Origin of the sequence: Zhouia spongiae (assembly GCF_022760175.1) — a bacterium.
GTDB classification, from domain to species: domain Bacteria; phylum Bacteroidota; class Bacteroidia; order Flavobacteriales; family Flavobacteriaceae; genus Zhouia; species Zhouia spongiae.
In genome coordinates this window covers 1251250-1275397 of record NZ_CP094326.1, presented here as the reverse complement: position 1 = coordinate 1275397, position 24148 = coordinate 1251250, and the positions used below count along the sequence as shown (strand labels likewise).

Sequence of the window (24148 nt, the reverse complement as noted above, 5' to 3'; positions counted from 1 at the left end):
TCAGACCTTGTTTATATTACAAAAGATTATTCCTGCTTAGAACATCCACTTAATCTTTTTAGCTAGTTTTTTCGGAAGTGTGTAAGGCGGGTATCGCAGTGGAATGTCTATCCAGTTGGCCTTTTTCAGCACCGATTTATGATGTGAAAAAAGATCGAATGACAGTTTTCCGTGATAAGCCCCGATCCCACTACTCCCCACACCGCCAAACGGCAGGTCTTTATTGGCTATATGTATCACCGTATCGTTTATAGCGCCTCCCCCAAAACTAAACGTGTTTATCAATTTCTGCTGATAGCGCTTTCTGGTCGAGAACAGGTATGTTGCTAACGGTTTATTGTACCTGGTTATATAACTTTGGATCTCTTCTTCGGTATCATAAGCTATAACAGGTAAAATAGGCCCGAATATCTCCTCCTTCATCAAGTTGCTTTCCACATCAGGTTCAAGCACAAGCGTAGGCGACAAATAATTATCCTCTTTATTGTTAGCCCCGCCGTAAATAACCTCTTGCCCTTCCAACAGGCTCAGTAATCGCTGATGATGACGTTCATTCACTATACGTGCAAAATCGGGTGATGCTTCTATCTGCGATCCGTAACTTTTTTCGATATGTTTTTTTAGCGAATCGATTAATTGCTGTTTTACAGAGCTATGTACAAGGATATAGTCCGGAGCAATACAGGTTTGCCCCGCATTGATAAATTTTCCCCATACGATTCGTTTTGCAGCCAAATCTATTTTGGCCGTCTCATCAACAATACACGGGTTTTTACCTCCTAATTCCAGGGTAACAGGTGTCAGATGTTTTGCAGCGCTTTCATAAACGATCTTACCGACCTGCGTACTTCCCGTAAAAAAGATATAATCCCACTGAAAGCTTAACAACTTTTGAGACACTTCGACGCCTCCTTCAACAACAGCTATATAATCTTCAGGATAAACTTCCATAATCATTTTAGCAATGACAGCAGAAGTATTCGGTGTAAGCTCAGAGGGCTTGATTACAACTGTATTTCCCGCAGCTATTGCGCCTATTAAAGGGGCGATAGCCAGCTGGAACGGATAGTTCCAGGGAGCAATAATTAAAACCTTTCCATAGGGCTCTTTATAAATCCGGTCAGAAGAGGGAAAGTTCAACCAGTTAGAACGCACCTGTTCCGGCCTTGACCACTGTCTTACATTTTTAATCGCATGATCTATTTCTGCCAATACCAGTTGGGTTTCAGTAGCCATCGTCTCAAACCGGGGCTTTTTAAAATCGGCATAAACGGCTTCACATATAACTTCTTCATACTTCGACACCTGCCGACGAAGAGCCTCCAACATTTGCTTCCTGTAAGTTACACTCATCGTTTTCCGGGAGGAAAAAAACACCTCTTGTCTCTTTAACAAACCATCATCCATATCTTCTGTACTTTATAGCTGCTCTAAGTTAAAATATATTTACATAACGTAAGTTCAATACAACACAAATGATCATTAATATAATACCCTGTCATACCGGTGCTTTTAAAATAAGGTTCCGACTTTTGTTTATCCTGAGTGGCAGCCAAAGGGCCATCCTTAAAACAAAAAACTGATTATCAGCCGAAAACAAACCGGACTCACGTTACATATCTGTTTATAAGGCTTCAAAAGATAAATGAAATAATAAGGTCGGATACTCATAGGCTTCAGGTACCGTATGTATACCGAGAGCAACATTCATAGTCGTTTCATTGATCTCTTTTAAAATCACCAGTACTTTCTTGTCTTTAAACCCGAAATATTCATCCAGTACCAATTGTTTCTTATTGTTAAATTCTACCGGACCGGCAGCAGCATTAACTGTAAAATTTCCTTCGACCAGCTCCCAGGTGGCATCTTGCTTCGGGGTGTATAACACATGAGCCAGTGGCACATTATTTACATCATACGATATTGCCGTAATATTAGCCTGATGCTCTATGCTGGCATATACGAGTCCCATTAAACTTTGACCATCTTTATTGTTTACTTTGTATGTTCCGTCATAGACAAAGGTGAACGTATCTTCATAAGAAGCCCCCAAACCTACCAGTTCTAAAAGGTTTTCTTCTGAAGGGAGCAATAACCCCAGGGCATCCTCTACCAATCCGGCTCCTTCTTTACCGGAAGTATATGCTTTTTTGAGTTTCCATGATTTTCCTTCCGGTTTGGCCTGTCCTCCGGTAAGTAATATTTCCAAAGAGGGCAATATCGTTACCTCCTTGGTTTCTGTAAAAGCCCCCCCGGGTCCTGACACTTTCATTATTACCGTATAAGTTCCGGCGGCCTGATAAGCATGAACCGGGTCTTCTTCCGAGCTCGATTGCCCGTCGCCGAAATCCCAGGATATACTTTCAGCATTTGCTATCGTTCCGTTGAATGTTACCAAGGTTCCTTCCACTAAAAACTGAAAATCAGCCAAGGGGACTTCTGTATCGTCGCTACTGCAATTGGTTAATAAAACCGATAATATTACTAACCCGTATATTTTTAATGTTTTCATATGTTAAAAGATTAATCATTTTGATCCCACCAAACGGCTGTATCTATTTTATTATCCCCCTGCCTCGATATGGCTTCGGTTACGTGATCGGAATTCGAACTTAGTTCGAACGAAGAATACAAGAATCTCTTAGGCAGTATCCCGTTGGTAACTCCTTTGGCCAGATCGGGCTCTGTCCGCTGAGCAATCTCAGGATATCCCGTTCGTCGTATATGGGACCATCCTTCAAAATAATTTGGTATGAATGCCAGCCATAACTGTGTGCCGATTTGTTCTTCATCTCCGGATCCTGTAAGGCTTGCCGTTGGCGAAGCCATAAAATCGGCTATAACATCCGAAGCTATATTCCATTGTCCTAGAGCTGTTTCAATTCCTTTCCTGTAATAGTCATTGGCTTCTGCCGGCTCCTGGTCATATACCAAAGCAGCCTCAGCTCTCAAGAACCATACTTCTGCAGCGTTCATTACATACAATTCACTATCTCGCGAGGACAATGCTGTTCCCATATCCGATCTAGCTGCAAAATCAGAGTTTCCGAAAGCAGCATCGTTCAGCCCATTGGTCATTCCTGTATAGTTTCCGTTTCCATCAATACTGACAAACACCGATAGACGGGGATCGCCGGTCTGTTGTAACTGATCTGTCAACTTCGCAGACATTTTTATAGAGGGGAATCCTGTGCGGTAATTATACCAGGGGTTACCATTGCCTTCTGTCTGGATCATAGTTGCATTATGGAGATTGGTTTCCATAAAAGGATCGTTCAAGCATTGAGAAACCACCGTCCTTGAATAAGTATTATCTGCATATCGCAATCGCATGCCCAGCCGGAGACGTATACTGTTCGCAAAACGAACCCATTTGTCAAGATCATTATCAAAGACCGGATCGCTGCCGGGATATCCCAACGCCGGATTGGCGGATGTAAGGATTTCTATACTTTCGGTTAAACGGGCAACCAGGTCTTTGTAAATAAACTCCTGTGTATCATACTTTGGTTGCATAATATCCTGCGTTTTCCCTTTCCCTCCTTCTACATATGGAATTTCACCAAAGGCATCCGTTATTTTGGCATACCCCAGTACTGCTATTATATCGGCCATGGCATAACGTACTTTATTTGCTGTATCTCCGGATCCTGTAATTTCAAGTACCTCTTCGATATGCCGGATAACTCCTCCATACATACCCGTAAACATTTCATTGTATTGCGCATCGAAACCGTCTCCATACTGATCTGGGATACGGGCCGTACTCCCGGCCACAAAATAATGCCCGTAATGTCCGGAAAAACGATATACGGATTGGTCTGTGGTTCCTAAAAACAAACTCCTTACTGCTTTTGTAAATAGTGCCGCATCATCGATGGCAGTAACTGCATTCGGGTTTTCCCTAAGGTCGTCCAGGTGATTATCACATGATATTGCCATAAACCCCAGTATGAGAGCTGTTATTATACTGTTGATAATTCTATACTTGTTTTTCATGATGATCAGCATTAAAAATCAATTTTTAGGTTTACTCCATAAGATCTGACAGATGGCAACGACGAATGTTCAAAGGCCGTTGATGCCGGTCCGCTACTATATGTTGCTTCCGGGTCTATATCTTCTGCCGCGTTATAGAAAAACAACAAATTCCTGCCGATAGCCGATAAACTTGCATTTTGGATGCAGGTATTCTTAAGCATCTTCTGTGGGAAGTTATAGGTTAGTGTTACTTCCCTGAGTTTGATATTACTGGCATCGAGAATTTGCTCTTTTGAAATCTCACTGGTGAAAATATTGTTATATTGTCTTAACATCGGATCTACCGGTGTTTCATTTTCAAAGCCGGTATGTTCGTTGATTCCTTCTTCAATAAAACCTGTTTCTCTCCCTTCCAGGCTTTTGGCATCCGTTCCGAAGAATGTTCTGTAAGCCCTTCCGTAAGAGTAGAATTCGCCCCCTTCCTGTATACTCACAAGGGCACTTAAAGAAAAGTTTTTATATCGCCATTTACTGGTAATCCCTCCGTACCAATCAGGATTAATACTTCCCAGTTTAACACGTTCTCCACGTTGTGCCATTCCGTCATCAGTAATTAATTTACGTCCGAAATTGTCACGTTTGAAATCGTATCCGTATATACTGCCGAATTCTTCTCCGGGCCTTGCTTCTACGGAAACCGACCATAGCGTATTTAGTGTAATGCTCTCAAGCCCTTCATTTAAGGATTCAACCCTGGATTCACTCTTCGTGAAATTAAAGCCTAGATCCCATGTAAAATCATCGGTATCGACAGGTATCGTATTGAACTGTAGTTCGACCCCCTTGTTTGATATCTTTCCAGCATTTACTACTTTGGAGTTGTAGGATGTTGCTCCTGATATCGGTACTGCCATGATCTGATCTGTCGTTTCGGTATTATAATATGTAAAATCGATCTGGATACGGTTGTTAAAAAAGCCCAATTCTGTTCCTACTTCCCATGAAACGGATGTTTCCGGCTTCAGGTTAAATGACGGCAGGCTTCCCGGAACAGATGCTACTGTATAAGGCAAGGTCAGAGTCTGATCGATGTCATACACCGCCTGTGTTCTGTACGGACTGGTATCATTCCCCACCTGGGCATAAGACCCCCTTATTTTACCATAACTCAGTACATCAGTACCCATCCCAAGCATTTTGGTAAACAACAGGCTCACATTCTCCGAATGATACCAGTACGAGTCGTTATCTTTGGGAAGGGTCGATGAATTATCGTTCCGGAGTGTTGCATCAACATATAAAAACCCTCCGTAACTAAACTGGGCTAAACCATAAAATGAATACACTCCTTTCCTGCTGATATGTTCATCATTATAGGTGTTCTTGTAGTTATTTATTTGATAGAAGTTGTCAACCTTACTATCATTCCCCCATACATAAACATAACTGCTATTTTCGTCTCTGTATGTAGCTCCCAAACTGGCCGAAATTTTAAAGTCCCTGATACTGGTATTATACGTAGCCAAAATATCAGAATTCCAGATGCGTTCTTTTCCCTTGTCGTGCGAATATTTCCCCAGGCCATTCTCAACCGCCTGCGATCCTCTTGCCCCAAAACTTGTATAATCGGAAACGATATAATCCATCCCTGATCTGGCGGTAACATACAGGCTTTCATTCAGATCCCATTTGGCAGATAAAAATCCCTGAAACCTGTCTCTTTTATCCAGGTTCCCTGTATTTTCCAAGGCCCAATAAGGGTTGTTAAAGGTATTATCCAGGTTCCATTTTATTTCATTTCCGCTTCCGTCAACGGTATTGTCAGCCACATCTGATACACGGATATCCCTGGGCATTAAAGATAATTGTAAAGCTGTGTTTCCGGCTCCTTCAGCCAATTCGGGACTATTTTCAGTTTTAGAAGTCAGGTAGGTCATTTTTCCCTCAATACTAAAATCATCGGTAAGATTCGATTTACCTCTTATACTGATCGTTTGCTTTGCCAGTGTATTATTACTTATGATCCCCTGCCCGTCTTCATCGGTTATTGACATTCTGAAAGATCCTTTTTCCGAACTGCCTTCGAAGGCTATCGAATTAGACAAAGAATAGCCTGTTCCGTAAAACTGCTCATACGGATTCCCGTGTGAAATGTATTTGTCCTGCCCTCCAAGCCAGTTCGTATATTCCTGTCCTTCCAATCTCGGTCCCCAGCTCCAGGAATAGGGATAATCTAATACAGGTCTGCCGTTGCCGGCTATCGGGGCAAAACCTCCAAATGCACCGGTTCCATATTCATTTTGGAGATCAGGAGTTAAATAGGCTTCCGTCAAAGTGAATGAGGAATTCAATGAAACACCGATCCCTTTTCGTTTTTTTCCCGATTTAGTCGTAATCAGGATTACACCATTCATCCCCAATGATCCATAAGCAGCTGCGGCACCCGCCCCTTTAAGAACACTGATCGATTCCACATCGTCCGGATTGATATCGGATAATGCATCTCCCCTGTCAACACCTCCCCAGGAGGATGCCCCCCCGGATCCGTTATTAACAGGAATACCATCTATAACCACCAACGGACGATTTGACCCTGATATGGTGGTAATACCACGAAGCAATACCCTGCTTGAACTGTTTACACCTGTATTAGCCTGTGTAATTTGCAATCCCGAGACTTTTCCCGAAAGGGAATTCATTACATTATTCTCCCTGGCTACATTTACTTCTCCGGATGAAATTTGCGATACCGAATACCCCAGTGATTCCTTATCCCGTTCAATATTAAGGGCTGTTACCACCACTTCATCCATTTCTTCCGCATTGACCTCCAGTAAAATGGTGATATTATTCCGGTTACCGACAACAACCTCTCTGGTTTTATACCCAATATGAGATAATACCAGAACGGGATTAACACCTGCATTCTGTAGCATAAACTTACCGTCAAAGTCGGTTGAAGTCCCGTTGTTCGTTCCTTTTACCAGAATCGTTACTCCCAGTACAGGAACGTTGGTTCCTTGTTCTAATACCTTACCGCTAACTGACTTTTGTGCAGAGACAGTTATGGCAAAACCCAATAGAACTATAGTCATTAATAGTTTATTCATAAAGTTTTGGTTTGGTTATGTTTTACTCGATAATCGAGATGTAAATGTTCCGTTATACAAATACCTCCCGGGCTTGTGCCGGAGTTATTTACTCCACTATGTACACTGGAAGACCGATATCCTATCTCTTCATGGAAAGGATATATTCCGCTACCGCCATTTTAGCATCATCGGGCAGATAGGCCTGAGAAGGCATATCAGGATAGTCTTCCCGCAGGTTCCACGGTTTGTTGATATAGTCTACTATTCCTTGTGGATTTCCTTCATAAACTGCCTGAATAATATTCGTTGGCACGCCTATCAATCTGGTATCAAATGCATGGCAACCGGCACATACTCCATAGTAAGTAAGCTCTCCCAGCTCCTGCTTCGATACGGAGCGTGGAGCTACCGGAGTGTCGAAAGTAAAGGTTGTAATATGCTTGGTATCCGTTATTTCGGCCGGACCATAATGATCTATCCCAAACGTACGATACCTGTTCTTGTCTCTGATGGTACTTCCTGTTCCTCCGCCCATGGCAAGAATGTCAGGTCCTTTTGATCTTAACTGCGACAGCATTAATGCCTTGATCTCTCCTACCGGGTTATTCCCGTTCTCAAACATGAAATTATCCAACAGTACAACCCTGTCCGGATTCGGTTCTGAATTAGGATCGTTTGCCGTCGGGGCTCCCGTAGGCAAATCAACAATCGTTATCCCGGCATTATCATTATTGGCAATTATATTATTCTCTACAATAACATCATCGGCAGCCATGATCAAGACTCCTGTACCAGGAGGTATTCCTGCTACTATAGAACCCGGAGCTCCAAAGTTTTCATGATTATTTCCTATAACAAAATTGTTTCGGATAATAACGTCGAATACCGTTTTAATCGGCAGACCCGGGGTAAGAAAAGCGAGGATCCCTCCTGTATTGTTGTGTGCATAATTACTTTCTACAAGACAATGACGTGAGTTTTCAATTTCTATTCCCGCTACATTTCCGAAAACCTCATTATGTTTTACATCTACATTATCACACATTCCGACATATATGGCCGCATCTTCTATTTCCGTCAGGATATTATGTGATACGATTCCGTTCTTACCATACTGCGGAAAGATTCCGTAGACTCCGGTATCGATAATCCAGTTGTTCCTGATAATAAAATTATTACCGGCCTGTCCCATAATGCCATTTCCTTTATACTTGATGATCTTCATGTTTTCGACGGTAATACCGTTACCGGAATACAGGATGGCATCATTGAGTTCTTTTTTTCCGTCCATTACGGGCCATTTTCCTTCTTCGATAACTCCTTGTATGCTGATGTTGTCTTTATCGATATATACCGTTTCGGAATAGGTTCCCGGATATACCCGGATCAGATCTCCGGGCTGTGCTTTCAGAACAGCTTCCCGTATCGACCCTCCGTCTTCTACCTTTATGATGTTTCCTGTAAACTGCTTTGACCGGTCCGTTGCAGACGTATCGGTTGAAGCGCCTACTTTCCAGTAATTCATGGTGGAAGGAATTGGCACCGTTTCTACCTTTTTGGGTTTAAAGAGTATGCTTCCAAAAAATACTCCTATTAATAAAAGTGCCAGAGCACTTATAACTTTAAGAAAGCCTGATCTTTTTTTCATTGGTTCTTTAAATTATGAGTTATGGTTTGTATTAGATAATCCGGAAGGGAGTGAGGCAGGCTCTTCCGGGATAAATGATTCGTCAGTCAGCGTCTTAAGGAAATCCACCAGGCGATCTAACTCGTAGCCTGTCAGTTCCGGCTCCCAAATATGCCAGTGAACTCTCAAGGTTTCATTTTCAGGAACGGCATGCCCCCTGCCATCTGTATAGAACTGTACCGTTTCCCTCAGAGTGGCAAAGTTTCCTGAATGCATATATGGAGCGGTCTTTTCTATATTTCTAAGACTGGGTACTTTAAACCCTCCGCGCATGGTTGTATCGTTATATGGAACTTCTGCTCCGGGATCTAAAGGTTTCCCGTCTGGTTCAGGGCTTCCTATAACGGCTATTTGCTGATTGGTAAAAAGAGGGGGCGTATGACATTCTGCGCAACGAGCCACAAAAGAGCGAAAGACGTTAAGTCCCTCTATTTCCTTTTCATTCAGGGCCTGGGGGTAGCCATGTGCATAACGATCGTATTTGCTGTTCAATGAGATCAGCGATGCTTCAAAAGCGGTTATTGCCTTGTATATCTCATCGAGGGTGATCTCATTGTCTTTTTCCCTGCCCGGAAATGCTTCTGCGAACAACATCCGGTAGTTTTTTATTCCATTTAAAGTTTTCAGTAGGTTTTCCGGGGTATTTGCCATTTCCTCTTCGGAGAATAAAGGCCCTTTCATTTGCTCTTCAAGTGATTTTGCCCGCCCATCCCAGAATAATAGTTTTAAATAACCTACATTCCATAATGACGGTGCCGATCGGGTAAGCTCATGTCCGTTCATCCCAATACTCGCTGCCAGGCCGTCACTAAACCCTTTTTTAGGATCATGACAAGTGGCACATGAAATGGTTCCGTCTTTTGAGAGTACCGGATCAAAGAATAAATAACGTCCCAGATCTATCTGCTGGGGAGAAAATCCATCCCTTATTTCAGGAAGGGCTGTTTTTAAACCTCCCACCCCGGGATCGTTATTGGTCGTATAGGCCATATATAGATTTTGGGCTATACATTCGTTGTTTTCATTAAGCTTAAAACCAGGCGGGCAATCGCAATTTAGCCGGGGTACTTCATAATACGATGATTCCATTCGGGCAGAAGAACCCAATAACCACCATAACGCAGCTGTAAAAAATACAAACACCACACCTTTTAAAATGATCCCTTTTTTATTCATTTATCATATTATAACTGTAACCTGATCCTGTTTGTAAGAAGGAGTGATCCGGTTAAACGTCTAAGGGAAAATTAAGCAGCGATATAATATGTACCTTCTAATTATATGGGTTTTGTGATGAAAATACCCTATGCTGGTACCAATGGGAATTATCTATTTCAATGCATTTTCAAATGCAGGCTTATAGGATGAAGATACAGGAATCACTTCTTCGGGAACAAAACGCATTATCAGAGCATAGCCTTTTTTGGTTTTCTTCGTAGAGGAAAGATGGTTTATATTTATTAAATAAGATCTGTGTACCCTTATGATGTGCTGACTGTCGATGATCTTCGATTCAAAATCTTTTACGCTCCCCCTTACCAGTTCTTTTGTGAGCTTATCGCCTTTGAGGTAAAATATTTCTAAATAATTTCCGGCGGACTTAATATAAACCAATTGAGAATATTTAACGGCCAATGCCATATGCCCGTTTTCACGCATCACCGTAAGCAACTTCTCTTCGGAATCCTTACCGGATGCGTATATCAATTCTTCCTGCCTGTCTTTTAACCCCTGTAACCTGTATTGGTGTTCCATATACCAGACAAAAGATGCGTAAGGGACAATCATTACCAATCCGGTATACCTGAATGTAAGCAGGTATTCTTTTATTTTTTCTTTATAAGCAGACAATTCATCTCCGAACAAAACATAAAAAACGTAGGCAATAAGGATTACTTCGAGGACGTACCATAAAAATAACCCGTAATACCTGAATTTTTTTATTTTGAATAGCCAGCGTAATCCGAATTGAGTAATAAAAAGAATAACCGTACCGCCGATAATAAACTGCCAATAATAGTTACTGCCCCACTGGTTAATATTAAAGGGCTCATACAATACTATAAACAGGATGGCATAGGTAGCGACAAAACCGATTAATAATAACCGGTTCTTTACGGAACTTAAAAAGGGGACTTCTCTATTCAGTATTTTCTTTAGTTTATTCATTTATCTGCCCGGCAAATGCTTTTTAAATGTAAATAAAAATTTATTACCAAAACATTTGTGTCAGTATTCGACCTTAAAAAAACTAAAATAAAAAGGCAATAACAGCCCAGACGGTACTTATTATTGCCTTATAAAGATTTACCCCTAAACCTTATGTCAAATCTTCTGATACTGCTTCAGAAGCATTCTTTTTTACAGAAGAAATCCCATTTTCCATAGCGCTTTCAGTAGTGTACATCTCACTATTTCCGATAACCTGACCGTTAGCTGCTTTTAAATTAAAATACGGTTGTCCGCTTTTAGACACAAGCCGTTCAAACCTTTTGTCTTCCTGCGAATTTTTACGCACCGATTCAACTCCGTTATTGCAACTGGCTTTTGTTTTATAGCCTTCACTCGCTAAAATAGTCTGCCCGTTAGCCGCTTTTAATCTAAATCTGAATTCACCCCTTTTATCGGTATACATTTCAAATTTTGCCATGGTATTTGATTTTTTTGAGTTCATTTAACACAAAACGATTTTGAAAATCGTTTTAGGTTTATTTGTTCTTTCTTCTGTTTTTATTAGACACGGCTTCTGTTTTAAGGTCACAAAAAAAGTCGGGAAAGCCCCGACTTTTAAAATTTAAAACACCTTCACTACAATGAGGTCAGGTGTTTTTGCAAAACCAAACTAAATTAATCTAAACGTTCTTTTGTGGTAAATGTGGCTACTTCAGACCAGGGGCTCCAGTTTAAGTTTTGATCCCTGTACCTGACACGCCAATAATAGGTTGTTCCTGTTTTAAGGAGTTTATAGACCTTTTCGTCTGTAAGGTCGTCATTTGCCTGCCTGTTCTCCTTGTAATACCAGTTTTCAAATTGCTTCCAATTATCTACTATGGGCTTTTGAAAATCCGGGGTCAGGCTAATCTGCCAGTTCGAGGCTGCATGGAAAGCTTCTTTCCGGTCGCTTTTAAACTGTGATGCCTTTAAGGTTATTTCATTAGGGGTTACCTCTTGTTTATCCGGAGTCAATGCCTGTGGGGCATGGGGTTCCTTAGTGTATTTCCAGACCGTAATGCTGTCTGTTAATTCGTTGTTTTTTTTCTGATATTGATTGCCCTGGCTGATCCTTTTAACTGTAAACTTAGGATCTCCTTGATTGGGGTCTACTTCAATCATCACAAAACCGTATTCATCCTGGGTAACGGTAAATTCATCATAATCCCGACCTTCAAATTCTCCCCAGTTATCTATGGCTCCCCCGGCTGTTGCTACATTAATCCAAAGGTGTTTATGGTCTTTTGATTGCCCACGGGAATATCCGTGTGTATGACCGAAGAAATGAATACTTGGTTTTCCTGATTCTTCTGTGAATTTTTCAAGTTTTTCTACCACTTTTCCTGAAAAGTCTTCTTCTCCCGGAATCCATAATTCGGATTTGTGCGGATGGTGCATTTGGGCAAAAACAAAATCTATGTCTTTATTTTGGGCTGTTTCTTTCAATACTTTATCCAGCCACTCCAGTTGTTGTTTGATATCCCGATATCCTTTATTGGAATCGAGCCCTAATATCCGGGTATTGCCGTAGTCTTTGTACCACCAATGTTCAGCATATTCGGGGCTGCCGTTTTCAGGCAGGCTGAAGTATTTGAAATAGAATAACGAATTGCCTTCGTGGTTACCGATTGCAGGGTAAACAGGCACTTCGGCAAACAGCTTTTCGGAAGGCTTGAAAAAATGATCTTTCCACTGATGATACTTCGTACCGTTCTCAACCAAGTCGCCCGGAATTAAGACCATAGCCAGGTTTTCCGGCACATTTCCGCTATATTCTTTTTCGAGATATGCCAGGATTCCTTCGTTTATGATCTCTCCATATTTATCGGGGTTGTTATGATCGTACTGCATATCGCTCATTGCTACAAGATTGAACGACTCGTTATCTGATGCAAAGGGTGGTGTTTTAAACTGGTATGTGTCTGATACTGCCTTCTGGGTTTTGACCCTGTAATAGTATTCAGTAAATTTTTTGAGTCCGGTTAATGTTACGCTATGTACTCTGGCTTCTGTAAAATTAATGTCAAAGGCTTCGCCCTTTGTTTTATTTTTTAGCTTGGGTGTGGTTCCCCATTCTACGATACTTTCTTCTCCTTTATCGGTTTGCCACATGATTGTTATAGAGGTTGGCGTGGCATCTTGTAAATAGGGTTTGATTTCTATTTTTTGTGCTTTGGCAAAAAGACAGGCACATATAGTAAAGGAAATACTTAAAATTTTTCTCATGGTAACTTTTGCTTTTAAAAGAGGCCGTTGAGAATTCTCAACGGCGCTCTTTAACAGAATTTAAAGCAAGTTGAACAAACAACTTTATTGTAACCACCAAGGTGTTTCCCGTATCTTATCATTTCCGCCTCCAAACTGACGTGTAATTGCTTCTGATACGTTCTCGGTGTTTTGTATATATTCGCTCTGCGGATAGATCCATCTTGTCGGAGGTGTTGATCCATTGTTATATATGAACTCAGGATACCCGGTTCGTAATTGATCGAAATAGGCTCTCCAACCCGACTGAAGGAAAGATGTCAGATACTTCTGGGTTATAATTAATGCTAACTGATCTTCATAGGTAGTGGCATTATCAAAACTCACCAATGGTTCTGATAAATAGTTTTCAGCACTTTGTGAGTCTACATATGAGGCATATCCTTTTGCATAGTCATTATAAAATTCAAAAGATGCTTTTACTCCGTTCTCGTAATGCATTTTGGCATCAGAGGCTATCCACCCTCTTAATGCTGCTTCGGCCAGAATGAATTCTGTTTCGGAATAACTTAAAATGTTATGTGGTTCGGTAGTGGGATCGGTACTGTAACGAAGGTTTACTTTAGATACATCTCCTCGTGCTGCTTTGTCATTTACCTCTGCATAAGGGGCTAAGGGATTCCCTCCTTCATAGGCATTAAAGTCGTCTTCTCCCAGGCCTGCCTCTTTCGCATTTTTAGTTGTTGTACAGAAAATAAACAATCTCGGGTCTTTACGGTCTTGTAAGCTTTTTACGAAAGTAGAGTCCATATACATTCCGGATCCGTAACTGCTTGAATTAAATTCTGTGTAACGGCTTCCGTCCTGATCTATAAAAACCAACTGGCCATTGTCGTCATTAGATTCTATTCTGGGTTGATTATTAAAGATACTTGCGAAGGTATTACTCACATTTAGTTCTGTATCTGATACTTTCCCGGACAGGGTTAATAAAACTTTTAACCTGAATACGTTAATAAGTTTTCTCCATTTAGCGGGATCTCCATGATAGATAATATCTCCTGCTATGATTTCATTATTATCTCTTAAAAGGTTATTGGCCTCTTCTAGTTCTTTGAGTATTCCTGTAAAGACATCTTTTTGAGTATCATAAACGGGGGTATATACTTGTTCTGATTCTCCTTTTAATGCATCTGAATAAGGAACATCTCCAAATGTAAGGGTCAAATTAAAGAAGTAATACGACCTGAGAAATTTAGCCAGTGCTTTATAGGTATTACTTTCAATACGATTGGCCTCTTCCATCATTTTGGTAATATCTCTAAGGCGATTATAATCGTCAAAGCTTCCCTGATTCCAGTTATAGTACTGGTAATTATTCTCTCCGTCCGTTTGTACCAACATACGCGATGCGTACATAGGCCCTGTACCTTCTACCTGGAATGCACGATACGCTGCTTCTGTAAGTAATAACTGCGGGTGTGTAGCGCTTACATTATTTGGATTTTCGTTGATATCTGAAAGGTCACTACATCCGATGGCTGTACCAGCTCCCAGACACATTAAAAATATTTTAATCTTTTTCATTTCTTTAGACTTTTCTCTTTTTAGAATTTCATGTTGATTCCCATTCCTATGTATCTTGATGATGGATCTTGAAGGTTATCATCATTTCCGTAATCCGGATCTATAATATCTGCTTTCTTCCAGATTAACAGGTTATATCCGTTAAGGCTCATATCGATATGTTTGATCCCTTTCAGTTTTAAAAGTTCCGTAAAATCGTATTTAAACGTAACAGATCTCAACTTAAAGAAAGTTCTGTCAAACACATTGGCAAACGTTTTATTTTCTTCTTCAGTGACCTGAGCTCTGTAAGGATAGTTCTGGCTCCATGTCTGCCAGCTTACTGCTGTAGTATTATCTTTAAACACGCGATTATCAGATATTACATTTCCGTTTGGATCTCTTACTAATTCTCCGCTTACGATCTGTACTCCTTCAGGCACATATACAGGTGCTCCTGCTGCATATTCAGCATCGCGATACAGGGTTGAGTTCGGGTGTTTACCTCCCCACCACATTTTTTCAACTGATAAGGATCTCATTAGACCTCCCCACGATCCGTCGATACCAACGTCGAGGGACATGTTTTTATATTTAAAGCTGTTCTGAAGCCCCAGAATCCAGTCAGGTGCTTTATTTCCAAGGTTTTGCTTGTAATTATCTCTTACCGGAAGTGCGTTATCGTTTAAGATTACTTGTCCGTCCGGAGATTTTTGCCAAACAGTAGCGTAATAGCTATCTGCTCTATCGTTTAAATACAAGTCGCCATATCGATCTTGACCGCCGTATATTTCAGTCAGTTTCTTTTCGCGCTTACTCCAGTTAGTCAGTACATCCCACCTAAAGTTATCATTCCTTACCGGTGTTGCTTTCAGCACTACTTCATAACCATTGGTTGTATACTCATTTCCGTTTACTTTTCTGTTTTGAAAACCGGAGGCTACCGATGTTGGCAGGTCGATAATCTGATTTGTATCGATTACGTTATAATAGGTAAAGTCTAGTTTTATACGCCCGTCTATAAAAGAAGCACTAGTTCCCAATTCGAAAGAGGTTGACTTTTCCGGTTCAATATTCGGATTTATAATACCTCCTGGGTATGTAAGCTTTGTGGTTGACCCAAAGGTTCCGTTATTATCATAAAAAGAAGCAATTTGGTAAGGGTTCAAATCGCTGGAAACCTCAGCCCATGAACCAAATAACTTCAAATAATCAATTCCTTTAGGCATTGTTACATAATTAGAAACAATGGTACTTGCCGAAAACGATGGATAAAAGTATGACCTGTTCTCTTTTGGTAAGGTTGAAGACCAGTCGTTACGGGCAGCAAAGTTCAGGAACAAGGCATCATAAATACTCAATTCCATGGTAGCATAGGCACTGTTTATCTTTTTTTCTTCCAGATAGGTCTCTCCTTTTACATTACCCCGGGTATTGTTCAGGCTGTAAACAAAAGGTACGATCAATCCGTCGGTAGCATTGTATTCCTGCTGATATTTTCTGTAGAAAGTCGATGTTCCCAGGTTAAAGTTCAATCCGAAATTATCGCTGAACTCCTTATTATAGGTAGCCAGGAAATCCATATCTACCGTAGTCCTTTCCTGATTCCATGTTTTATAGTCTCCTTCGCGCGGATCTCCATAGTTAAGGTAAGACTTCGGACTTTCGCGATCTTCAAAAATATCTTTAATCACTGCCGATCCTCTTGCCTGCAGGTTTATTTCGTCCGTCACCTTGTAATTTAATTTCAATTGACTGTTGATCAGGTTGGCGTCGTATTCCTGATTTAATTCATAAGCAGCAAAATAAGGGTTATTGTACCAGGCATAATTCCAGTTTGCCTGTCTGTATCCTTCTTGTCCCGGGATATACAGATGTTTACGCTGGTCTCTACCATTTACATCGTCTCCCATCCAGATTAAAATGGTGTACATATGGTTTTTTGGGCCGTACCCGTATCGCGGATAGTTAGGAGAATACACCTTATTATAGGCCAGTTTACTGTCCAGGGTAAGGCGATCGGTGAGTTTCGTCGTAGATTTAAAGGTCAATCCACCACTTTTTAAATTGGTATTGGGAACTCTTCCTTTCTGGTTGCTGTAATTCCCTGAAATTCTAAACGACCCCTTCTCTCCTTTATGAGCTATTGCAAAATCTGTAGTTGCGATATATCCTAATTCTAAAAAGTCTTTAAGGTTATTATGGTATTTCCAGGGGGTTGCAACTCTTGAATATCTTGACTTATCGTCGTATTGTGTATCTGAAACGTCTCCCCACCAAGGGATTATTTCTCCTGTAACATTATCTTTTATCGGACTGTTCCATTGCGGAACCATTACTCCGGGCTCAAATTTTGGCCCCCAGATCATATCACCGTCTGAGATACCTCCGTCTTTTCCATCCCAGAATTCGTATTTTCCGTTAGATCCGTTTCCGTATTCGGTCTGGGTTTCAGGAAATACCGTAAATCCTGCTGTTACCAATGTGCTTTGGGAGAAAGAAACTTCCAGGCCTTCTTTACTGGCATTTTTGGTAGTGATGAGTATGGCTCCGTTTCTACCTCTCGATCCGTATAACGCCGATGCTGTTGTTCCTTTAAGAACATTCACGTTAGAAATATCGTTTGAAGAGATATCGAAAAAATCGGTTTCAACAGGAATCCCGTCGATTACGATTAGAGGTTTTTTTCCACGCAGCGAAAATTCCGGTGCCTGAAAAAGTCCTGTAGGGTTGGTTACCTGCATCCCTGCCACCTGTCCGGTAAACAGGTTCCCGACATTTGGCGCTACTACTTCTTCTATAGTAGCTAACTCAATATCCTGGGTTGAGTATCCGATCTTCTTTTCTGACCTGGTAATTCCCAGAGCTGTTACTACAACTTCATCCAGCCCCTGGGCATCTTCCGACAGCTGTATGGTAATATTTCCGGAAGCAGGAGCCGGCACCTCCTTAGTGATATACCCGATATAAGAAACGACTAATACGGCTTTAGCACCGGTAATATCTATGCTAAAATTACCGTCAAAATCTGTCGCCACCCCATTTGTGGTTCCTTTTTGCATTACATTGGCTCCCGGCATTGGCTGTCCGGACATGTCTGTTACGGTACCTTTTATAGTTTGTTGCTGTGGGGAAGATGAACTTCCGGCATTCTTTTTTATCAATACCGTGGTACCGTTAATATTATAGGACAATGCTGCTTTTGAAGCTATATCGTCTAAAACTGATTCTAAAGGAATTCCGCTGTAGGCTACAGAAAATGTTCTGGAGTCATGCAGAATCTCTTCTCCATAATTAAAGTGTAATTTTGTTTTTTCTTCAAGAAGGGAAAATATTTTCCCAAGGGTAGCATTGTTCACATTAATGCTTACTTTTGAGCCTACACCCATACTGTTATTCGCTGCTGCAAAAACAGAGGTGTTCAGAACTAAAAATACAAAGAACCGGAGTATTGCGTTCTTTTGCTTTATAAATTTCATAGTGTTAGATGATGTGGTTTTTACGATTCATTTAATGCTGATTTCGTTCGGGTCTGCTGCCACAGGCCTGAACTTTTTTTGATCTTGGGTTCGTCGGTGGTTACGTTGATTACATTTTCTTTTATTTTAAGTTTAACATTGGTTATAAAGTTGAGTTTTCTGATTACGGATTCAAGCGTATCTCCTTTTAAAAATGATACTTTTACTTTCTGCTGTTTTAAGTGGGGCTGATCAAAATGAAAAGGCAGGCCATAGCGTAGCTCGACAACGGTAGACAGTTCTTCCAAAGAGATATTATCGTAATTAACATCATGATACCTCCAACCTGAATAAACATCCGGGTTCACCCTTCGTTTTAACAAGCGCATATCTGATTTATCAAAGTAAACCTGTTCGTCCGGGAGTAAATCGTGATTTTCTTTTTCGGTACTGACGTTTACCTTTCCGGTACTTACCGTCACATTTAAAACGCTATCGATATTTGTGATGCTGAAGGAAGTTCCCAACACCTTTGTTTTTAAATCTCCGGAAGTAATTATAAAAGGCTTACTGCTATCTTTCGCTACCTTAAAAAAAGCACTGCCCTTTACAAGCCTGACGGCCCTGGTCGCTCCGTTGAAATGTGCGGGATATTCAAAACTTGTGTGCTTATTTAAAAAAACGGTACTTCCGTCTTCCAGCATCAGAGAATCGATTTGACTTTCGGTATGAGCCATTATCATTGTTGCACCGGTTCTTCCATTGTAATTTTTTACGAAGATCAATAAACCTACCAGCAATGCCAGCGACGCTGCTATGGCATATATCCTATAATTATTCTTTTTCGTTTTATTTATTCTTTGATATAGACGGGTCTGAATAGTTCGTTTTACTTTTTCCTTGTCTCCCAATTCTGCATCCCATTCCTGTGGCCTTCTATAGGTTTCCAGAAACTGTACCAAAACCTGTTCTTCTTCATCGGAGAGCATCTGGTTATTATATTTTTCTATTAACTCCGTTAAGAGAAGTTTTTTTCTTTGTTCCATTAAAACGTATTTACACCATAAAGTGTCGGAAACTTAAAATGGTACCACTAAAAAATATTAAGGAAACGTTACGGAAGTGTAAAAAATAAAATCTTTTTGCCGGCTTCAGAGTTTTTGTTTTTGATCAGAACCCCTGCGTGTTTCAGAAGAAGAAAAAATACACTTCTTTCAGTGATGTTTTTAAGTGTTTTAAGGCCCGGTGAAGCTGGTTTTTCACCGTTTGCGAAGATATATCCAGCTCTTTGGCAATCTCAGATACCGATAGTCCCTGGAATTTATTGAGATAAACGATCTCCTTTCTTTTTTCGGGTAGTCCGTCCAGGAGTTTCAACAAGATACTATTTGAAACTTCTTCATTTGTATCTCCTTCAATCTGGTCTATAAGGTAAGCTTCAAAATCTTCATTTAACTGTAACGTATCAAACCTCTTGTCTCTATATGATTTAAAAACCTGATACTTAACGCTTTGAAAAAGATACCCTTCAATATTCTTAATATCCGAAATATGCTGATGCTGCCATAACGAGAAGAACACTTCCTGAACTATATCTTGAGAAAGTTCTTTAGATCCGGAAATTTTGCAGGCATATAAGAAAAGAGGTTCCCAGTATTTTGTATACAGCGCATCAAAAGCAGAATTTACAGTAACATTGTTATTATGTTTCAGCACTTTACCCACTGCGTTGTAAATTTTTTGGTTAGTTGAACAGCGTGGCTAAATTATCCTATTCGAAACATTTTGGTTTTATGAAGGCATTATGTTAATGTAAAATTAAATGAGGTAAGGTAAACTGTATGTATAACTCTTCGTGAGGTTGCCTAAGTAGGCCTTCCCTACGAATGATGTATTTATCGTAATTTAAACAGATTATATAAATTAACCGCCGCGTTGAGCCCTCTGTATTCCTGTTCAGAAAATATTACCGTATATTTGCACCTGATAATCAACGTTATACAACACCTCAATGTTTAGCGTGTATAGAAGAATTGTCGACAATTAAAGCAAAGGTCAACAATAGATGTTAATTGATAAACAGAGGTATTCATGAAATCCTATAAACAATGTAAGTCGTTCTTTTTTGTTTGTCTGCTTACTTTCACTATATCGTGTTCTAAAAGCAGCCCTTCCGATACTATCGCCCCTGACAATCCTCTTCCTGATTTTTCTTTTATTTCTCAAACAGACATTCCCGGAAACATTCACGATATCTGGGGATTTACCAAAAATGGTGAAGAATATGCTGTTATAACCGGAAAGAATAACGAAAGTGAAGCCGGAAATACAACAATCATCAACATTAGTAATCCTTCTAATCCTAATGTTGTTTCTACTATTTTAACAGAAGGAGCAGATGTAAAGTTATGGAAAGACTTCCTGTATATTGCCCAAGGAGGTATTACCGAAGGAGATCCCCCTAGTGCTATATATAATATCTCGGACCCCGAAACACCCGTTTTTGTCGGAACATTTCCTGCTTTTCATAATATCTTTATAGACCGTTTAGGATATTTGTATGTTTCAGGATATCATCCAAATGCCGCTATTCCCGGTTCTGAAGGTCTGAATGTCAGCATCTATGACCTTAACAACACGCCTGATGATCCGGAATTGATATGGACCGCACCTGATAACGATCAACCTTCGGTTCCTGTTCATGATATGGCGGTTGTCAATAACAAGCTTTATGTCTTTGATATCGAACTGTCTAAAGTTGACATTTATAATGTTATCGACCGAAATGCCCCGGTACATTTAGGAACATATCAATTTACCAATAACCAAAAAGTCCATAGTGGGTGGCCTTCAACTTCGGAACAATACCTCTATGTATGTCTGGAGGAAGGTGCTGCCGGCGAAGATATTATTATACTTGATATATCAGATCCTGCTGCTGCTTTTATGGTAGGTTCTATTCACGACAGAAACAACACGATTCATAACCTGTATGTAAAAGGAAACCGAGCTTACACATCTTTCTACAAGGCCGGCTTGCGAGTCTATGATCTCTCGGTTCCATCGGCTCCTGAGCTTCTTTATGAATACGACACCAATGGTTCTTCTCCAGGTTTAGGCGCTTTTGGGGTTTACCCTTTTTCAGCGTCGGGATATATAAGTGTTAGCGATGTAGAAAATGGTCTGTTGATTTTTGAAGAACACTAAAGAACTTTATTCTTTTTTTCCGCGACTTTGCTATTTAGTGATTCTACAAAAAACAACCGGGGATTTAAAGTAATATACTCTTATTTATTTGAGACCCCTTCTCCGGGAGCTAATACCTTCTGATCGTAATGGTTTTGAAAATGTCTTTCTTTACGAAGGCCCGTTTTTTTGCTTTTATCGGTTCGCATCGTAATTCTTTGACGAAAAAAAATCAAAAAGAGGATATCTAAAAAGTCTTTTTCACCTCTTTTTAGATACCTTCCTCTCTTTGTCTTGTTTTATTTTCAGTTACCAGCTTAACGGATATTTGTTCCCGCTTTTCATAGTAAGTGTAGCTGTCTGGTCTCCATGATATTCCAGGGTTCCGGAAAAGCTATATTTGCCTCCGTTACCTGCTCCTGCAAAAGTGATCGTTGTAGTTCCGGAGGTAATACCATGGTTTTCTTTTAAGACGATGAGTTCTTGAGAACTGAAACTAATGACACTCGTAAATTTATAGGTGTTTTCTTCAGCAGTAAATTCATAAGCTCCCTCCACCGTATGGTTAGCGTCTATGCTATAGCTATCCGAATTTTCTTCAAGTCCGCTGATCGTCATATCAGCCTCCATCGAAGTAGCTGCATCCAGGTTCGGCGCTTTAATGTTTGCCTGCCCATTCAATCCAAGTTCGGCACTCAAAGGCATATGCATCTCATCACAATGCAACATCCATGTCCATGTATAATTCATCGATACAGAAATATCTTCAGAAACTTCGTTATGTGTAAACGCTTCATCGTAGGTTACTCCACATTCGTATGCTGCTGATTTTGCAGGTGCCTCCGCTTTCCCGGCGGTTGCATTACCTTCTAAAATTGATATTCCTTCCATTGTATAGGCCAGAACACCTCCGGCTTCAGGTGATGCCGCCATTATAATGGCATTGGCCGCTGTTTCTTCTGTAATTTCAATGTTTTGGTCGTTTCCGTCATCGCTACTACAAGAGCTCATGGTTAATGTGAGTGCCATGAAGGCGCAGAAAAAAGACTTGTTGTTTCGCCACAGCATTGTTTTACGTTTGATTTTTCTCATGGTGTTTGGGTTTTGTTTATTTATTCCCGGAATTTAAATCTTCCAAGGGAACGTAGTTACTAAAGTATGTTATTTTTTGAAAATCAGCAATTCTTACACCCGGCACCGGTAACTCCATTTGGTAAAATGGCTGGTCCGAAAACCCTATTAGCAATACACCGCCTCATCATTCTGACTTTAAATAATTAAACGACATGGTTTCAATTATTCTAAATTCTATTATATTTAACTCTTACCCGATTACGGGATTTAAATCCTCCGAAGCTTATCCCGTTAAATGTGCTATGGGCTATACAGGATTGGTTTCAGAGCAATTTGATTAACCAATAAACCATCAGTCTTGAAAAGTAAAAGAATCCGTTCTATTGACATCTTTCGTGCCTTAACCATGTTTTTTATGATCTTTGTGAATGACCTGTGGTCTCTCACCGGAGTTCCTGAATGGCTGGAGCATGCAGCTGCTAACGAAGACCGCATGGGGTTTTCTGATATTATTTTCCCCTTATTCCTTTTTATAGTAGGGCTGTCAATTCCGCTTGCTATTCACACCCGGCTAAAAAAGGGAGATACTGTTACAGGCATATTCAAACATATTATCTTCCGTACCATAGCCCTTTTAACCATGGGTTTTTATATGGTGAATTTTGAAACTATTTATGACGATACCATGCTTATTAACAAGCATTATTGGGAAATCCTGATGGCCCTGGCCATCTGCCTGATATGGCTGGATTATAAAAGAATTTCATGGATTGATAAAAATACTGAAATCGTAATCCGGGTAATCGGTGTGCTACTATTGGTTTTTCTGGGAATTATATATAAAGGGGGCAGTGCCGATTCGATAGTATGGATGCGTCCCGGCTGGTGGGGCATACTCGGACTTATAGGGTGGGCTTATTTTTTTAGCGGTATCGTTTACTTACTTCTTAGAAAGCACCGCCCATACCTGTTTCTGGTTTTCTTATTTTTCTTATTTATGAATATACAGGAAAACGGTTACTTTCAAAACATTCCTGCTTTTAAGCTTATTGTCAGTGCTGCTAATTATGTTTTAGTAATGGCAGGCGTATTGTGTACTAGTTTGTTTCTGTATTTCAGGGAAAAGGAAAAAGAGCATCTTTTTTTAAGCGTTGTATTTGGTGCAGGACTTCTTTTTATTCTCTATGGTTTTGCGCTCAGAACGATCTTTCCAATATCTAAAATACAGGCAACTCCTACCTGGAGTGCTCTGTGTATCGGCATCAGTTATATTTTGTATGTTCTTTTTTACATAGTAACAGACAAGTTTCATTTTTACAAATGGGCTGACCTTTTAAAGCCTGCCGGCACCAGCACTCTTAGCTGTTATTTAATGCCTTATTTTATTTATCCGATGGTTATACTTATTGGTTTTGAGTGGCCTTCTGCGATATCGTCGGGGTTTCCGGGAATTGTAAAGTCGTTGTTATTTTCTTTTGTAATTATTCTTTTTGTCGGATGGATGGAGAAACGCAATATCCGACTGAAAATATAAGCTACCTGGCGGATAAGCCCGTCTGGGTTGGGTACTCAGCCGGGAAAATTTATTTCGTTGTTTGTCAGTAAATTAATTTTTTCAGCCATCTTACTGCCAGTTTTACGGAACACTTTCGTAGGCCGTTTAAAACTAATCTTTAGATTGAGGAAAT

General features: G+C 40.3%; 16 protein-coding genes. 2 read left to right on the top strand and 14 right to left on the bottom strand.

Translation table 11 applies throughout. The features are described from left to right. Window positions 1–36: 36 nt before the first annotated feature. The 13 genes from MQE36_RS05500 to MQE36_RS05440 all read right to left on the bottom strand — a co-directional run bounded on the left by MQE36_RS05500 (window position 37) and on the right by MQE36_RS05440 (window position 19925). Window positions 37–1407 carry an aldehyde dehydrogenase gene (locus MQE36_RS05500; RefSeq protein ID WP_278286622.1) on the bottom strand — a complete coding sequence of 457 codons (1371 nt, stop codon included), beginning with the start codon at window positions 1405–1407 and terminating at the stop codon, window positions 37–39. Window positions 1408–1624: 217 nt separating this feature from the next. Then, window positions 1625–2512, bottom strand: coding sequence for a PKD domain-containing protein (locus MQE36_RS05495; RefSeq protein WP_242938171.1), 888 nt, complete (start codon window positions 2510–2512; stop codon window positions 1625–1627). Between the two features lie 11 nt (window positions 2513–2523). Next, a complete protein-coding gene (locus MQE36_RS05490; RefSeq protein WP_242938170.1) occupies window positions 2524–3999 on the bottom strand; it encodes a SusD/RagB family nutrient-binding outer membrane lipoprotein in 1476 nt (491 codons plus the stop codon). An 11-nt stretch (window positions 4000–4010) separates the two neighbouring features. Next, window positions 4011–7091: a SusC/RagA family TonB-linked outer membrane protein gene (locus MQE36_RS05485; RefSeq protein ID WP_242938169.1), complete on the bottom strand. Its 3081-nt coding sequence runs from the start codon at window positions 7089–7091 to the stop codon at window positions 4011–4013. 121 nt (window positions 7092–7212) lie between these two features. Then, window positions 7213–8721, bottom strand: a complete 1509-nt coding sequence (locus tag MQE36_RS05480) for a parallel beta-helix domain-containing protein (RefSeq protein ID WP_242938168.1) — start codon at window positions 8719–8721, stop codon at window positions 7213–7215. Window positions 8722–8733: 12 nt separating this feature from the next. Continuing rightward, window positions 8734–9936 (bottom strand): cytochrome-c peroxidase, encoded by a 1203-nt coding sequence (locus MQE36_RS05475; protein ID WP_242938167.1) that lies wholly within the window; start codon window positions 9934–9936, stop codon window positions 8734–8736. A 153-nt stretch (window positions 9937–10089) separates the two neighbouring features. Beyond that, a complete protein-coding gene (locus MQE36_RS05470; protein WP_242938166.1) occupies window positions 10090–10929 on the bottom strand; it encodes a LytR/AlgR family response regulator transcription factor in 840 nt (279 codons plus the stop codon). A 151-nt stretch (window positions 10930–11080) separates the two neighbouring features. After that, on the bottom strand, window positions 11081–11410 hold the full coding sequence (locus MQE36_RS05465; RefSeq protein WP_242938165.1) for a YegP family protein: 330 nt from the start codon (window positions 11408–11410) through the stop codon (window positions 11081–11083). A 197-nt stretch (window positions 11411–11607) separates the two neighbouring features. Further along, a complete protein-coding gene (locus MQE36_RS05460; protein WP_242938164.1) occupies window positions 11608–13197 on the bottom strand; it encodes a purple acid phosphatase family protein in 1590 nt (529 codons plus the stop codon). A gap of 84 nt (window positions 13198–13281) precedes the next feature. Next, window positions 13282–14763 carry a SusD/RagB family nutrient-binding outer membrane lipoprotein gene (locus tag MQE36_RS05455; protein ID WP_242938163.1) on the bottom strand — a complete coding sequence of 494 codons (1482 nt, stop codon included), beginning with the start codon at window positions 14761–14763 and terminating at the stop codon, window positions 13282–13284. Window positions 14764–14783: 20 nt separating this feature from the next. Continuing rightward, window positions 14784–18221 carry a SusC/RagA family TonB-linked outer membrane protein gene (locus MQE36_RS05450; protein ID WP_242938162.1) on the bottom strand — a complete coding sequence of 1146 codons (3438 nt, stop codon included), beginning with the start codon at window positions 18219–18221 and terminating at the stop codon, window positions 14784–14786. A gap of 20 nt (window positions 18222–18241) precedes the next feature. After that, window positions 18242–19246 carry a FecR family protein gene (locus MQE36_RS05445; protein WP_242938161.1) on the bottom strand — a complete coding sequence of 335 codons (1005 nt, stop codon included), beginning with the start codon at window positions 19244–19246 and terminating at the stop codon, window positions 18242–18244. Window positions 19247–19388: 142 nt separating this feature from the next. Next, on the bottom strand, window positions 19389–19925 hold the full coding sequence (locus MQE36_RS05440; RefSeq protein WP_242938160.1) for an RNA polymerase sigma factor: 537 nt from the start codon (window positions 19923–19925) through the stop codon (window positions 19389–19391). A gap of 366 nt (window positions 19926–20291) precedes the next feature. Here MQE36_RS05440 and MQE36_RS05435 point away from each other — a divergent pair, with 366 nt between their 5' ends. Further along, complete coding sequence (locus MQE36_RS05435) at window positions 20292–21407, top strand: LVIVD repeat-containing protein (protein WP_242938159.1); 1116 nt, start codon at window positions 20292–20294, stop codon at window positions 21405–21407. Window positions 21408–21695: 288 nt separating this feature from the next. Here MQE36_RS05435 and MQE36_RS05430 read toward each other — a convergent pair whose 3' ends face one another. Beyond that, window positions 21696–22478 carry a hypothetical protein gene (locus tag MQE36_RS05430; protein ID WP_242938158.1) on the bottom strand — a complete coding sequence of 261 codons (783 nt, stop codon included), beginning with the start codon at window positions 22476–22478 and terminating at the stop codon, window positions 21696–21698. A 340-nt stretch (window positions 22479–22818) separates the two neighbouring features. Between MQE36_RS05430 and MQE36_RS05425 the strand changes: the two genes are divergently transcribed. Then, window positions 22819–23994 (top strand): heparan-alpha-glucosaminide N-acetyltransferase domain-containing protein, encoded by a 1176-nt coding sequence (locus MQE36_RS05425; protein WP_242938157.1) that lies wholly within the window; start codon window positions 22819–22821, stop codon window positions 23992–23994. Window positions 23995–24148: the final 154 nt, after the last annotated feature.